Origin of the sequence: Streptomyces sp. NRRL S-118 (genome assembly GCF_000716335.1) — a bacterium.
GTDB lineage: Bacteria > Actinomycetota > Actinomycetes > Streptomycetales > Streptomycetaceae > Streptomyces.
In genome coordinates, this window is the sequence record NZ_KL591013.1 from 143,617 (window position 1) to 157,664 (window position 14,048).

The window sequence follows — 14,048 nt, forward strand, 5'->3', positions numbered from 1 at the left end:
CCACGGGAGAAAACGATGGAGTACCTCGACCTGTCCCCCTACGAGTACACAGACTTCCCGATCCCTATGCGCTGCATCGGGTGGCTCGGCCAAGAGCACGGGATGCAGTCCTCTCAAAATCCGCCCATGGATCTTCGGACCTACGAAAGATTCAAGTCCGCCTCCCGCCGCCTCAGCGCCGTCATGCTCGGAACCCACGACTGTGAGTTCTGCCCGGATGATTACTGGTTCGAGGGCAACGGCGAATACCGGTACTACATGCCGGATGGCCAGACTTATGCGGCACCCATGATGGTCGTTCATTATGTCGATGCGCACGACTATCGCCTGCCCATGCCATTCCGGGAGAGCTTGATGCATCCTGGGGAATTGGTTTGGGATTGGCGAGCGGAACGCCTGTCTGCGGTGCTGCTCGACGAATCTGCCGACTTCGAAGTCCGTTGTGAGGCCATTATCGACCTCACCAACTGGCAGGACGATCGATCCCTTACCGCCTTGCGGCGTGCTGCGGAAGACGAACTCCTCGTCGATGTCAGTGGGCACGAACTGGGCCGATCCTTGGCTCTGCTCAGTGCAGGCAGGGGAGAAGGCGGTCGTCACCTTGTCGACGAGGCGGAACTCCCTTCACCGGTCAGAGAAGGTATCGCCCTGGCCCTTCGGGAGCTGCCGGGCGGGGGGATGCGGTCCACCAGGCATTGATGCCGCGCCTCAGCCCTCCAGGTGCCCCGTGTCGTTCCAGCGGGAGATCGCCGGGTCCCCGTACGCCCAGCCCAGGACCGACAGGCTCGTGGGGTTGAGGTGGATGCGGGCGGCGAAGGAGACGTCCTCGCCGAGCCAGCGGGCGCCGATGGAGCGCAGGATGTGGCCGTGCGCGAAGACCAGGACGTCGCGGTCGGCCGAGCGGGCCCACTCCACGACCTCGTCGGCGCGGTCGGACAGCTGCCGCAGGGTCTCCCCCTCGGGCACGCCGTCGCGCCAGATGAACCAGTCCGGCCGGATCGCCTTGATCTCAGCCGGGGTCATGCCCTCGTACGCGCCGTAGTCCCACTCCATGAGCGTGTCCCACCGCTCGGCGCGGTCGCCGAACCCGGCGAGCTCGCAGGTCTCCCGCGCGCGTGCCAGCGGGCTCGTACGGATCTCGACGCCGTCCAGGCCGCCCCAGGGGCCGCGGTGGAGGCGTTCGCCCAGCAGTTTCGCGCCCCGGCGGCCCTCCTCGAGGAGGGGTATGTCCGTCCTGCCGGTGTGCTTGCCCAGCAGTGACCACTCGGTCTGGCCGTGCCGGGCGAGCAGGATGCGCGGTGCCATGGGGGCTCTCCCTGAGGTTCGAAGCGTTGCCCCTTCATCATCCCGTACGTGAACACGAGGCGGCCGGGAGGCAACCCCGGCCACCATCTCCGCGTCCATGACAGGGGGTCGGCGAGCGGCCACGGGAGCGCACAGGGGGATGTCCGGATGCCGTACACCGCCACGGCCCGTCGCCCGCGCTGGTGGCCCGAGCTGCTGCTCATCGCGGTGGTGTACGCGGCCTACTCCGGCGGCCGGCTGCTCGCCCGCGGCGACGTCACGACCGCCGTCGACCACGGGCTGGCGATCCTGCGGCTGGAGCAGCTCCTCCACCTGGACGCCGAGCACCCGCTGAACCGGCTGTTCACCGGCACCCCCGCGCTCGGCATACCCGCCGACTTCGCGTACGCCACGCTGCACTACCTGGTCACCCCGGCGGTCCTGGTCTGGCTCTTCCGCCGCCGGCCGCTGCGCTACCGGGCCGCCCGCACCTGGCTGATGGTGTCCACGCTGCTCGGGCTCGTGGGTTTCACCCTGATGCCGACCTGCCCGCCCCGGTTGCTCGACGCCGGGCACGGTTTCGTCGACACGATGGCGCAGTTCAGCTCGTACGGCTGGTGGGGCGGCGAGGCGAGCGCCCCGCGCGGGCTCGGCGGCATGACCAACCAGTACGCGGCGATGCCGAGCCTGCACGTCGGCTGGGCGCTGTGGTGCGGGGTGATGGTGTGGCGGTACGGGCGTACGCCGCTGCTGAAGGCGCTGGGGGTCGCGTACCCGCTGCTGACGGTCGTCGTGGTCATGGGGACGGCCAACCACTACTTCCTCGACGCCGTGGCGGGGTGCGCCGTGATGGGCCTCGGACTGGTGCTCGCGCGGCCCGCGACGCGGGGCGCGGACCGGTTGCGGGGTCTGGCGCGGGAACGTTTCGGCGGACATTTCGGCGGACGTTTCGCCGGGGCCGGTACCACGGGCGCGTCCCCGATTGTCAGTGGCGGATGCGAGACTTCCGCGGGTGAGCGAATACCTGGGCAGCGGGCCCGATCGGCGTCCGCAGACGACACTCCGGCAGCGGCTCGCTGAGCTGCGGGGTCCCGCCGCCGCGCCGCATCCGCTGGATGCCCGCGCGCTGGCCGCGCTGGCCGCGAACCCCGGCTGCCGGCGCCGCGCGCTGCTCGACGGCGCGGGGGTCGACAAGGCCGCTCTGGCGTCCGCGCTCGGGGCGCCGTCGGGCTTCGGCCAGTCGCAGTTCGCGTTCATGCGCGGCAACGCCTTCGAGGCGAAGGTCAAGGCCGACGGCGGCGCGGAGCTGCTGCGGCTGCTGGGCGTGGACGGCCGGGAGGACGTACGCGTACCGGACCTGGCGGCGGCCGGGCCCCAGGGCCGCGCGGCGCGTACGGCGCTGGCGCTGCGCGAGGCGACCGAGGCGGGCGGCGAGGGCGCCTGGTCGCTGCTCGACCACCCGATGCTGGCCCTGGAGGTCGCCGGGTCGCCCGCGTACCTGGAACCGGACGCGGTCGTGGTGAGCCCCGACGGGCGGTGGACGGTCGTCGAGATCAAGTCGTTCCCGATGATCGACGGCTCCGCCGATGCCGCGAAGGTGGGCGCCGCCGCCCGGCAGGCCGCCGTGTACGTGCTGGCGCTGGAGCGGGTCGCCGCGCTCACGCAGGGCGCCGAGGTGGCGCACTCCGTGCTGCTGGTCTGCCCCCGGGACTTCTCCAACCAGCCGACGGGGTCGGTCGTCGACGTGCGCAAGCAGCTGTCGGTGACGCGGCGGCAGCTCGCGCGGCTGACGCGCATCGAGGACATCGCGGCCGCCCTGCCGGAGGGGGTCACCTTCGATGTCGAGACCTGCTCGGCGGACCAGTTGTCCGCCGCGGTGGACGCGGTGCCGCACGCGTACGCGCCCGAGTGCCTCGCCGCGTGCGAGCTGGCGTTCCACTGCCGCGACCGGGCGCGGTCGGCGGGCGCGGTGGAGGCGCTCGGGCGGTCGCTGCGCGGCGAGCTGGGCGGGCTGACGACGGTCGGCGCGGTGCTGTCCGCGGCGCGCGGCGAGACCGGCGACCCGGACGACCCGGCGGTGGCCGCGCTGCGGCGGGCCGCGGCGCTGCGGGCGGAGTCCCTGGAGGAGGCGGGCGCGTGTCGCTGATCGCCACGCTGGCGCGGCTGGAGGCCATGGAGTCGGGGCGGGCCCAGCCGCTCACCACGGTGCGGCACCGCCACCTGTCGCGGCGGCCCCTCGTCCTCGTACCGCTGACGACCGCCGGTGAGGCCGGTGCGCCGCTCGGGGCGCTCGTCGGGACGGATCCGGAGGAGCCGCGGCTGCTGGTCGTGCCGCAGCCGCGCGACCGGGACCTGAGGTTCGCGTTCCTCGCGGACCTGGCCGAGGTGGTCATCCCGTACCTCGACGCGTACGCCGACGACGTCGAGGCGGCCGAGCGCAGCGAGACCGACCCGGAGACCGGCAAGAAGGTCAAGGTGGAGGTCGAACTGTGCGCGGACGCGCCGCAGCTGATCGTGCCGAGCCGCGCGGGCATCGAGTACGTCCGGCTGCTGGGCCGGTCCATGCGGTTCCGGCGCACCGCCGAGCAGGACCCGGAGACGCCCTTCCCGGCACCGCCCCGGGTGCCGCTGCTGGGGCGGTGGCTGACGCACTACGGCGAGCGGGCCCGCGTGCCGGGCTCCTCGCTGCTGCTGGCGGCCACCGACCTGCTGAACCGGCACTGGGCGACCGGCCAGTCGTCCCTGGAGGACCAGCACTTGGGGGCGCTGCTCGCCTGGATCGACCCCCCGGCGGGGACGGGACAGGCGGCCGCCGAGGCCGCGCTGCGGGCCGAGCTCGCGCGGGACCGGGAGGGGCAGCTGCTGTGCCCGCCGGCCGGCCCGGCGACCGACCCGGCGTTCGACAACCGGCTGCTGGCCCCCGCGATCGAGCGGTACGACCGGGCCCGGCAGGCGCTCGCGGCGGCGGAGGACGGCGGGACGGCGGACGAGCGGCTCGGTGAACTGCACCGCGCCGAAGGGGAGATCCGGCGGCTGCTCCTCACCCAGCTGCGCCCCACGTGGGAGGCGGTGTGGCGGGCGATCGAGCTGGTGCGCGCGCTGCCGCCGGGCGCCCGCGTGGCGGACCGGTGGACGCGGGACCGCTGGTCGTTCACCGGCCACCGGGACCGGGTGCGGGCCGGGGAGCCGCCGCAGCCGCGCCGCGACGACGCCGTGACGGCGGCGCAGAAGCTCGCCGCGCGGGAGAGCGCGCAGGCGCAGCTGGAGGCTCAGGAGGCGCTGGACGACCCGCTGGTGCTGGCGGGGCGTCGGCTCGCGGGTGAGGCGTTCGTCGCCGAGGTGGTGGACGTGACGATGGCGTGGTCGGAGGCCAGACGGCCGGCGCCGCGGCCGCTGCTGACCGTGCGCACCGACGACCGGCCGCACCTGGGCGAGGGGACGAAGGCGTACCGCTCGCTGGACGGCAAGCCGCAGACGGCGCAGTTCGTGCGGTACGAGGAGGACGGGACGCTGGTGTTGCGGGTGCTGGACCGGATGGGGAGGGGCAAGGAGCCCGCGGAGGGCTCCGTGCCGGAGAAGGGCGACCGGATCGCCTGGACGCTGTTCGAGCACGACCAGCGGGTGGGCCCGAAGCTGCCGGACCCTGAGGAGACGCCGTGGACCCACGGCGGTCCGCCGCGTACCGACGCCGCCGAGAACCCCGACCCCGTGACGCCGGAGGACCTGCTGTGACGTTCGATCCTTCCGCGGAGGCCGCCCGGGCGACCCGCGAGATCCTCGACGACACGCTGCACGGCGACGCGCGGGGCGTCGTCGTGGACTCGCCGCCCGGCGCGGGGAAGTCGACGCTCGTGGTGCGCGCCGCGCTGGAGCTGGCGAACGCGGGCCGGCCGCTGATGGTGGTCGCCCAGACCAACGCGCAGGTCGACGACCTGGTGCTGCGGCTCGCCGAGAAGGAGCCCGGCCTGCCGGTGGGGCGGCTGCACAGCAATGACTCCGACCCGTACGACAAGGCGCTCGACGGGCTGGAGAACGTGCGGAAGTCGGCGAAGGCGGCGGACCTGGCCGGCCTGGACGTGGTGATCTCGACGGCCGCGAAGTGGGCGCACGTGAAGGGCGTCGAGCCGTGGGGGCACGCCATCGTGGACGAGGCGTACCAGATGCGCTCCGACGCGCTGCTGACGGTGGCGGGACTCTTCGAGCGGGCGCTGTTCGTGGGGGACCCCGGGCAGCTGGACCCGTTCTCGGTGGTGGGGGCCGAGCAGTGGGCGGGGCTGTCGTACGACCCGTCGGCGAGCGCGGTGTCGACCCTGCTGGCGCACAACCCGGACCTGCCGCAGCACCGGCTGCCCGTGTCGTGGCGGCTGCCCGCGTCGGCCGCGCCCCTGGTGTCGGACGCGTTCTACCCGTACACGCCGTTCCGCAGCGGCACCGGGCACGACGACCGGCGGCTGGCCTTCGGCGTGCCGTCGGACGGGTCGGGGCCGGACCGGGTGCTGGACGAGGCGGCGGAGTCCGGATGGGGGCTGCTGGAACTGCCGGCCCGGCGCACCCCCCGTACCGATCCGGAGGCGGTACGGGCGGTGGCGCTGGTGGTACGGCGCCTGCTGGACCGCGGCGGGGCGGCGGTCTCGGAGCGGTCCGCCGGGCCGGTGCCGCTGACTCCCGACCGGATCGCCGTCGGCACGGCCCACCGCGACCAGGCGGCGGCGGTACGGGCGGCGCTGGCGGAACTGGGCGTGGCGGGCGTGACGGTGGACACGGCGAACCGCCTCCAGGGGCGGGAGTACGACGTGACCGTGGTGCTCCATCCGTTGTCGGGGCGCCCGGACGCGACGGCGTTCCACCTGGAGACGGGCCGCCTGTGCGTGCTGGCGTCCCGCCACCGGCACGCGTGCATCGTGGTGTGCCGCGCCGGGGTCGCGGACCTGCTGGACGAGCACCCCTCGACGGAGCCGGTCCGGCTCGGCGTGACGGTGAAGTTCCCGGACGGCTGGGAGGCGAACCACGCGGTGCTGTCCCACCTGGCGGAACACCGGGTGGTCTGGCAGCCGTGAGCGGTTTCCGGGCGGGCGCGGGACCCGGCCGCGCCCGCGGGGTTGCGCGGGGCGGGACAATGGACGGTGGCCGACCGGAGGGCGGGGGGCCGGGAAGCGGAGGAGACGGACATGGCGGAGACCGAGCGGAGCGAGCAGCGGCGGCTGAAGCCGGCGCCCCTGCTCTTCGAGCCTGCGGAGGCCGCCGCTGACCCCGAGCACTTCTTCGACCTGGAGTCGATGGACGATCCACGCGAGCTCCTCGCCCGCTCCACCGAGCTGGCGCTGGCGTTCCGGGCGGCCACCGACCGGGCCGTGGAGTTCCAGGCGATCGCGGCCGCGCAGCTCGCCGACCCCCGGCGCTTCGACCGGCTCACCGCCGCGGACATCGCGGAGCGCGCCGACTGGACCGAGGACTACGCCAAACGCATGGTCGAGTTCGGGCGGGACCTGCTGCGGGGCGTCGAGAACGACGGGGCCTGACGAAATACCGGTTTCCGGCCACGGGCGCTCATGGCTGTGGATAGCCTGCCTTACGCCTTGTTCGCTGCGTGACGGGCTGGATACAGCCGGTCGGGGTGGGGGTCCGGTGACAGTACTTGCGCGTGTTCCGATCGAGGGTGGCGGCACGATCCTCTTCGAGGCGGCACCGCAGCCGCCCTCCGAGGGGCCGGTGAAGGCGGGGCGGCTCGCGGACTCCGTACGCGACCTGCCGCACACCCTGCAGCAGGTGCTGCAACCTGTCCGGGACGCGTCCGCGGCGGTCCTGGACCAGCTGCGGCAGGCCGGCCCTGACGAGGTCGAGGTGGAATTCGGGGTGGACCTCTCGGCTCAGGCGGGCGCCGTCATCGCCAAGGGGGAGTCGGCCGTCCACTTCAAGGTGAGAGTGCTGTGGCAGCGGCAGGAGCCCGCGGGCAACACCGTCTGAGGCCCGGGCCGCGGCATGGGCAACGCAGGAGGGCCGGGATCCGGCGCCGCGGACCGTGGCGGCCTGCCGGACGGCGAGCCGGAGAGCAGGCCGGTGATCGGGATACCGGAAGACGGCGTACCGGAAGACAGCCGCCCGCCGGGGGGCGGTGCGGGCTGGGAACCACCGCAGGTCCGCCGGCCGGCGGACCCCGGCGGCGCGGACGGCGTCGCGGCCTCCGTCGCACGGATCGAGACGGAGGACGGCCGCACCGCGGGGACCGGGTTCCTCGTCGCGCCGGACACGGTCCTCACCTGCGCCCACGTGGTGGACCTGGCCGGGGAGGGCCCTGGCGGCACGCTCCGGCTGGTCTTCCCGCACCTTCCTGGCATACCGCACACGAGAGCGCACGTCCTGCCCGAGGGATGGCGGGCCCCGGACGCCGAGGACGTGGCGGTTCTGCGTCTGGAGCGGAACGGCCCGCCCGGCGGTCAACCGGTGAGACTGGGTTCCGCGGCAGGGGTCCGCGGGCACCGGGTGCGTTCCTTCGGCTTCCCCGCCCAGGCGCCCCGCGGCGGGCACTTCGGCTACGGGCGGGCCGGCGATCTGCTGCCTGCCGCGAGCGGACCGGAAGCCGTCCTGCAGCTGACCGAAGCCAACGACCTGACGACCGGCTTCAGCGGCGGGCCGCTCGTGGACGATGTCACCGGCCTGGTGATCGGCATGGTCACCTCGATCACCCCTCCGGACGGGCAGAGCCGCGGCCTGAACATCGCCTACGCCACACCGGCACACATTCTTCGCGCCGTCCGGCCGGATCTCGCGGAGCACGACTGCTGCCCGTACCGCGCGCTCGAACCGTTCACGGAGCGGCACGTCGGCTGGTTCCGCGGACGGCGGGCAGCCGTGGCGGAGACGCTGGCCCAGCTCCGCCGGCACCAGCAGGTGCTGTTGCTGCTGGGGCCTTCCGGGTCCGGCAAGTCCTCGCTCGTCCGGGCGGGGCTGCTGCCGGCTCTGGCGGACGGCGGGCTGCCCGGCAGCGACCGGTGGGAGCCACTGCTGGCGCGGCCCGGCCGGCACCTGGCGGCCGAGCTTGAACAGGCGGGGCTGACCGGGGCGTCGACCGACGGCATCCTGCCCGCGGTACGGCGGTGGTCCGCGGCTGGGCCGGACGGCCGGCGTCCGGTCGTCGTCATCGACCAGTTCGAGGAGCTCCTCACCGACTCAGGAGAACAGGCGGACACGCGTCTGGGCGCCGCCGAGGCGCAACTGGTGGACCTGATCCGCGCCCGGACGGCGGCGACCGTGATCCTCGTCATGCGTGACGACTTCTACCCCTTGCTGGCCGCCCGGGCCCCGCACCTGCTGAAGGAGGCCACGCCCGGGCTGTTCAACGTGCCGGCCACCTTGAGCGTGCCGGATCTGCACGCCATCATCACCGAACCGGCCCAGGCGGCCAGGCTCCACGTGGAGGCCGGCCTCGCGGAGCGCATCGTCTCCGACGTCCTGGCGGCCGATCCCTCCTCGGCCACCACCCGCCAGGCACCCGTCACCCTCTTGCCCCTCCTGCAGCTGACGCTCAGCCAGTTGTGGGAACGCCGTGATGACGGCCGGCTGACGCACCGCGCGTACGACAGGATCGGCGGCGTCACCGGATCCCTCACCACCTGGTGCGACACGGCAATGGACCGGTTGCCCGCCCCGCGCCGACCCGTCGCCCGGCGCCTCCTCACCGCTCTCGTACGCCCGGCCGATGCCACGCACGCCATCCCCGCGACCCGCCGGCAGGTGTTTCTCACCGATCTGCGCGCACTGGCCAGAGACGCCCTGGCCCCCGGCCGCGCCGGGGACGAGGAGTTCGACAGGGTGTTCGCAGCCCTGACCCACCGGCGCATCGTGACGACCAGGACTGTCCGGCGGCCCGACGGGACGCCCGGCCCCGCAGCAGCCGAGCTCATGCACGAAGCCCTCATCCGCGAGTGGGGCGACCTGCGGAGCTGGATCGCCGCCGATCACCGGTTCCAGGACTGGCTGGACCGTGCCGGCAAGCAGTACGAGCGTTACGCCAGGAGTTCCGACCCCGGCGACCTGCTGGACGGCACCGACCTGGCCGAGGGCACCAACTGGTCGAAGGAACGGGGCCTGCCGAGTGCCGTCTCCTCATTCCTCACGCTGAGCCGGCGGCACCAGCAAGCCGAGCTGCGCCGCACGCGCCGGGTGAACGTCGCTCTGTCCTGCCTGCTGGTGCTGGCACTGGTCGCCGCCGGAATCGCCTTCTGGCAACGACAGAGGGCTCTCACGGCCCAGCGGGTCGCCCAGTCACAGGAAATGGCGGCGCAGTATGCCGCGATCAAGAACAGCGACCCCGACCTCGCGGCGCTGCTCGCCGTCCAGGCGTACCGCATCAGTCCCACCGCCGAAGCGGTCGCCACCCTGCACGCCGCTGCCGCGGGCGAACTGCGCGGCGTCCTCACCGGTCACAGTGCCCCGGTGTACACGGCCGCCTTCAGCCCCGACGGACGGACCGTCGCCACCGGCGGGTTCGACGGCACGGTGCGCCTGTGGAATTCCTCGGACGGGACGCTGCGCCGGACGTTCACGCGTCACGGCAAGATCGTCGGATCGGTGGCCTTCAGCCCTGACGGGAACCTCCTGGCCTCGTCCAGCGACGACGGGGCGATCCGCATCCGGGACGCGCAGACGGGTGACCTGCGAGCGACTCTGACCGGTCACGGAGGAGGCGTGGGCTCGGTGGCCTTCAGCGCCGACGGACGCACTCTGGCGAGCGGGAGCGGGGACCGTACCGCGCGTCTGTGGGACACGGCGACCTGGCGGATCCGGGCGGTACTGGCGGGGCACACGGAAGCGGTGCGCTCGGTGGCTTTCACACCGGACGGCCATACCGTCACCACCGCCGCCCACGACGCGACGGTCCGGGTGTGGGACGCGGCCACGGGCCGGGCGCGCAGGACACTCCGCGCCGACGGACCGTTCTACGCCTCGGCCGTCAGCCCGGACGGCCGGACCCTCGCCGCGGGGGGCGACAGCGGCACGATCCTCGTCTGGGACCTGGCCTCGGGGAAGGTCAAGAAGTCGATCACCACCGACTTCCTCTTCGTCAACGCTCTGGACTTCGGGCGGGACGACCGGTTTCTCGCGGTGGGAAGCAACGACAACGCCGTCACCCTGTACGACACGACCACCGGCGGACTCCACGACTCCTGGCACGGGCACACGGACTACGTCCAGACGGTGGCGTTCGCCCCGGACGGCCGGACCCTCGTCACCGGCGGCCAGGACCACTCCGCCCGCCTGTGGGACACCAGGAGCAACGATCCCGTGCGGGTCCTGACCGAACCCTCCGGGGTGGTGCGGGCGGCGGCGTACAGCCCGGACGGCACCACGCTCGCCACGGGCGGCGGCGACGGCACCGTGCGGCTGTGGAACCCTTCCACGGGCCGGGCCCTGCGGCGGCTGACCGGCCATAGCACCCTGGTGAGCTCGGTGGCCTTCAGCCCGGACGGCCGGACCGTCGCCACGGGCAGCAGCGACAGGACCGTCCGGCTGTGGGACACGGCCACCGGCCGGACCGTGCGGATCTTGAAGGGGCATACCGACCAACTCTCGGCCGTGGCGTTCTCGCCCGACGGCCGGACCCTCGTGACGGGCGGCATCGACGACACCCTGCGGCTGTGGGATGTCGCCACCGGACGCGTCCGCACAATGCTGACCATCCGCGGCGGTGTCCTCTCCGTGGCCTACAGCCCCGACGGCCGGACCCTCGCCACCGGCGGTGTCATGGACAGGACCGTCCGCCTGTGGGACCCCGACTCCGCCAGGGTGCGGCGCACCATCACGGTGCGCACGCCGGGCGTGACCTCGCTGGCCTTCGCCCCGGACGGCCGCAGCCTCGCCACCGGGAGCGTGGTGGACTCGGCGGTGGGCGTGTGGGACGCCGCCACCGGGGCACCCCGCAGAACTCTGGCGCGACACGACGGGTACGTGGTCGCAGCGGCCTTCAGCCGCGACGGCCGCACGCTCATCAGCAGTACCAAGGAGGGCCAGGTCTACCTCTGGGACATGGCCACGGGACGGCCGCACAAGATGCTCATCGGCCACGAGTACGGCGTGTACGCACTGACCGTGAGCCCGGACGGCCGCAACTTCGCCTCGGGCAGCGATGACGGCACGATCCGGCTGTGGCGTTTGAGCTCCCCCGACCCCGCCGGGGCGATCCGCCGTATTTGTCGGGCCCTGCACCGGGACTTCACGCCCACGGAGCGGACGATGTACCTCGAAGGCCGGAAGGTGGACGGTCCGGTCTGCCCGCCGCGGTGAGACCCGGGCCCGCTTCCCTGCGGAGAACACCCGGGCATCAGTCATGCGGCATATGCCGAGCGGGCGAACCATACTCCCGCACGCGCCCGAGCGTCCCGGTTTTCGGCAACTCTGGGAGACCGGGCCGTCACAAGGCGTAGGTCTATGGGTATGGACGCATGCAACGTAAGCCACGTCACTTCCGACGGCGCCCGGTGGCTGGCGTCGGCCGCCCCCTACCCCCGGGACACGCTCGACCTGTGGGAGACCCGCCCCTCCGCGCCCGCCGTCCTGCCGTGCGGCGGCGCCTTCGACGTGGTGAGCGTGCAGGCCGTCTTCGGGCGCCGGCTGCTGGACCGGCTGTGGGAGGAAGGGCCCGGTTCCGGGCCGGTCGCCGTCCACCGGGGGCGGATGCTGCTGTTCACCGCGCCCGGCACCGCCCAGCGGCTGCCGTCCCTGCTGCGCTGGGAGGAGTGGGGCGGCACCGTGCCGCCGGTGCTCTGCCACGGCCCGGGTGACGCGGTGACGGTGCCGCCCCCCGCCCCGGCGGCCGTGGCGGACGGGACGCGCTGGGTGGTGGCGCCGGACTCCCGGCACCCCTGGCTGCCGGGGCCCGAGGTGCTGCTGTGGGCGGTGCGGCGTTATCGATTTCTCCTCGCGCCGAACAGGGTGCTAAGGTCTACGACGTCAGCAGGCGCCGCTAGCTCAGTTGGTTAGAGCAGCTGACTCTTAATCAGCGGGTCCGGGGTTCGAGTCCCTGGCGGCGCACAGACGGAAAGAGGCCCCTCGCGGAAGCGAGGGGCCTCTTTCGTGCTGCCGGTACGGCTCACCGCGGGGTGATCCGGACGGTCCACGCGCCCGTGGGCGTCCGGTCCCGCACCTCCACCCGCGTGCCCTCCCCCGGCACCGTGAAGGTCTCCCCCACCCCCAGCGGCGCGTCGGCGAGCGGCGCGTACACCGAGCGGCCCACGCAGGCGCCGGTGCCCGGGTGGGTGTCCACCACCTCGACCGGTCCGGCACCGGAGGACGCCTCGCCCCGGACGCGGTAGATCAGCACGCCTTCGGTGCAGGTGTCCACGTCGTTGCCGGTGGCACCCCGCGCCTCGATCGCCAGTGCGCTGTGCTCGCCCGTCCGGACGACGGCCAGCCGGGTGCCGACCGAGACGCCCCATGCGGGCGCGGCGGCGAGCGGTTCCAGCGTGAGCATGCTGGGGTCGCCCTCCGGCACGCACCGCACCTGGTGCGCTCCGAGCCAGCCCAGCTTCCACTTGTGCCAGCCGAAGAGCTCCGGGGCCAGCGCGAACTGGCTGCCCATGACGTCCCAGTCACCCACATGGGTGTCCCAGTCGCCCTTTCCGTCCATCGGGCGGCGGTACAGGTCGGGGAGGTCGAAGACGTGCCCGGTCTCATGGGCCAGCACGTTGCGGTCCGGCGGATGCCGCTCGAACACCGTGACGACCCTGCGGATCTCCGTGCCGTCTGCGTGCAGCGGGGAGTCGAGGTTGACGACCTTCGTCGCGTCGGAGTCCACCCCCGGCGCGTCCGGGTCGGCGACGAGGTAGACGATGTCGTACCGCGAGAAGTCCACCAGCGGATCGGCCGCGGCGAGCGCGTCGCGCAGGTAGTTCATGCGCCGCTGCGGCGCCCAGTCGCGCCGTATGGCGTAAGCGGTGGAGGCACGCGGCATCGGGATCCACTCGCGCCGCAGGTGGGGGCGGAGCGTGAACTTGCCGTACGAGGCCCGCTGGAAGAACCGGCTGGTGGCCGGGAAGTGGTCGGCGGCGATCTCGTCCGGGTGGGTCAGCGGCTGGGCGTCCGGGAAGGACAGGAAGAGCATGACCGCGTCGAGGTCGCGCACCGGCCGCGGGTAGGCGCCGTTCCAGGTGTCCAGGCCCAGCGAGTGGTGGGCGCCGGTACGGGGCAGGGCGCACGGCCCCGCCTCCGGCGCGGCGGCCGCGGGGCCGGCCACCAGGCCCGTCGCGGCGAGCGCCAGGAGAGAGAAGAAGCCCGCGGCGGCGGACCGCAGGCGGGCGCGGTCCACTCCCTCGGGTGTCTGCTGACTCTCCACGTCGACCTCCGGGGTGCGGGGATGCGGAACGTCCCACCACCCTGTGACGTTTTATGGTGATACGCCCTGTTCCGCTGCCCCACATGGGTGAGAGACGCGACGCGCCGCACCCGTACCGGTAGTTCACGGACAGTCACAACCGATCAGGGCAGGGCGGGCCCCACCACACCCCTGCCAGACCCGTGCAGAAACGATCGTCCGGGGGTGTGGACGGCGCGCGGGGTGGGACGCTTCACACCCTCCGCGCCCGTCTCGCCCAGTGGCAACGCTGGAACGGTCACCGCGACAGCCTCTATGATCGGCACACTTTCGATGGCTGACCATTCCGACCACATCTGTGCGTCACAACTGCCCTGCGGGAGCGAGCGGTGAGCGGAACCTCCAGCGGAACCCCCGAAGGACCGGGAGCTGCGACAGTCTCACCGACCGACACCGC

10 protein-coding genes, 1 tRNA gene and 1 pseudogene are annotated in these 14,048 nt (G+C 73.2%); 10 read left to right on the forward strand and 2 right to left on the reverse strand.

Going from position 1 to position 14,048, the window contains the following annotated elements; genetic code table 11:
• The first annotated feature begins 15 nt into the window (after nucleotides 1-15).
• Nucleotides 16-699, forward strand: coding sequence for a HEAT repeat domain-containing protein (locus tag IH00_RS39005; protein ID WP_052411553.1), 684 nt, complete (start codon nucleotides 16-18; stop codon nucleotides 697-699).
• 9 nt (nucleotides 700-708) lie between these two features.
• Here the strand turns inward: IH00_RS39005 and IH00_RS0121985 are convergent, their stop codons facing one another.
• Entirely contained in the window at nucleotides 709-1,305 is a 597-nt protein-coding gene (locus tag IH00_RS0121985; RefSeq protein WP_031076195.1) for a histidine phosphatase family protein, read from the reverse strand.
• 147 nt (nucleotides 1,306-1,452) lie between these two features.
• On the opposite strand from IH00_RS0121985, the gene IH00_RS0121990 reads away from it, so the two are divergent.
• From IH00_RS0121990 to IH00_RS0122030, 9 genes and pseudogenes are all read left to right on the forward strand, one after another.
• Nucleotides 1,453-2,364, forward strand: coding sequence for a phosphatase PAP2 family protein (locus tag IH00_RS0121990; protein WP_031076197.1), 912 nt, complete (start codon nucleotides 1,453-1,455; stop codon nucleotides 2,362-2,364).
• Entirely contained in the window at nucleotides 2,297-3,430 is a 1,134-nt protein-coding gene (locus tag IH00_RS0121995; RefSeq protein ID WP_031076199.1) for a hypothetical protein, read from the forward strand. Before IH00_RS0121990 ends, IH00_RS0121995 begins: the two co-directional genes overlap by 68 nt.
• On the forward strand, nucleotides 3,421-5,016 hold the full coding sequence (locus IH00_RS0122000) for a hypothetical protein (RefSeq protein WP_031076200.1): 1,596 nt from the start codon (nucleotides 3,421-3,423) through the stop codon (nucleotides 5,014-5,016). The genes IH00_RS0121995 and IH00_RS0122000 overlap by 10 nt, the downstream gene beginning before the upstream one ends.
• On the forward strand, nucleotides 5,013-6,341 hold the full coding sequence (locus IH00_RS0122005; protein WP_031076202.1) for an AAA domain-containing protein: 1,329 nt from the start codon (nucleotides 5,013-5,015) through the stop codon (nucleotides 6,339-6,341). Before IH00_RS0122000 ends, IH00_RS0122005 begins: the two co-directional genes overlap by 4 nt.
• A 111-nt stretch (nucleotides 6,342-6,452) precedes the next feature.
• On the forward strand, nucleotides 6,453-6,803 hold the full coding sequence (locus IH00_RS0122010) for a hypothetical protein (protein WP_031076204.1): 351 nt from the start codon (nucleotides 6,453-6,455) through the stop codon (nucleotides 6,801-6,803).
• Between the two features lie 106 nt (nucleotides 6,804-6,909).
• The gene (locus IH00_RS0122015) at nucleotides 6,910-7,248 is read left to right on the forward strand and encodes a CU044_2847 family protein (RefSeq protein WP_031076206.1); all 339 of its coding nucleotides are present in this window, start codon (nucleotides 6,910-6,912) and stop codon (nucleotides 7,246-7,248) included.
• A gap of 15 nt (nucleotides 7,249-7,263) precedes the next feature.
• Entirely contained in the window at nucleotides 7,264-11,565 is a 4,302-nt protein-coding gene (locus tag IH00_RS37590; protein ID WP_052411554.1) for an nSTAND1 domain-containing NTPase, read from the forward strand.
• A 144-nt stretch (nucleotides 11,566-11,709) separates the two neighbouring features.
• A pseudogene (locus IH00_RS39560) lies at nucleotides 11,710-12,248 on the forward strand (hypothetical protein).
• Nucleotides 12,239-12,312, forward strand: a tRNA-Lys gene (locus IH00_RS0122030). The pseudogene IH00_RS39560 and the gene IH00_RS0122030 overlap by 10 nt, the downstream one beginning before the upstream one ends.
• A gap of 58 nt (nucleotides 12,313-12,370) precedes the next feature.
• Here IH00_RS0122030 and IH00_RS0122035 read toward each other — a convergent pair.
• Nucleotides 12,371-13,612 (reverse strand): M6 family metalloprotease domain-containing protein, encoded by a 1,242-nt coding sequence (locus IH00_RS0122035; RefSeq protein ID WP_031076210.1) that lies wholly within the window; start codon nucleotides 13,610-13,612, stop codon nucleotides 12,371-12,373.
• Nucleotides 13,613-14,048: the final 436 nt, after the last annotated feature.

Excerpts from the sequence above, each read along its gene's own strand:
- IH00_RS39005 (WP_052411553.1), top strand. The coding sequence starts at position 16 with ATGGAGTACCTCGACCTGTCCCCCTACGAGTACACAGACTTCCCGATC.
- IH00_RS0121985 (WP_031076195.1), bottom strand. The coding sequence starts at position 1,305 with ATGGCACCGCGCATCCTGCTCGCCCGGCACGGCCAGACCGAGTGGTCA.
- IH00_RS0121990 (WP_031076197.1), top strand. The coding sequence starts at position 1,453 with ATGCCGTACACCGCCACGGCCCGTCGCCCGCGCTGGTGGCCCGAGCTG.
- IH00_RS0122010 (WP_031076204.1), top strand. The coding sequence starts at position 6,453 with ATGGCGGAGACCGAGCGGAGCGAGCAGCGGCGGCTGAAGCCGGCGCCC.
- IH00_RS37590 (WP_052411554.1), top strand. The coding sequence starts at position 7,264 with ATGGGCAACGCAGGAGGGCCGGGATCCGGCGCCGCGGACCGTGGCGGC.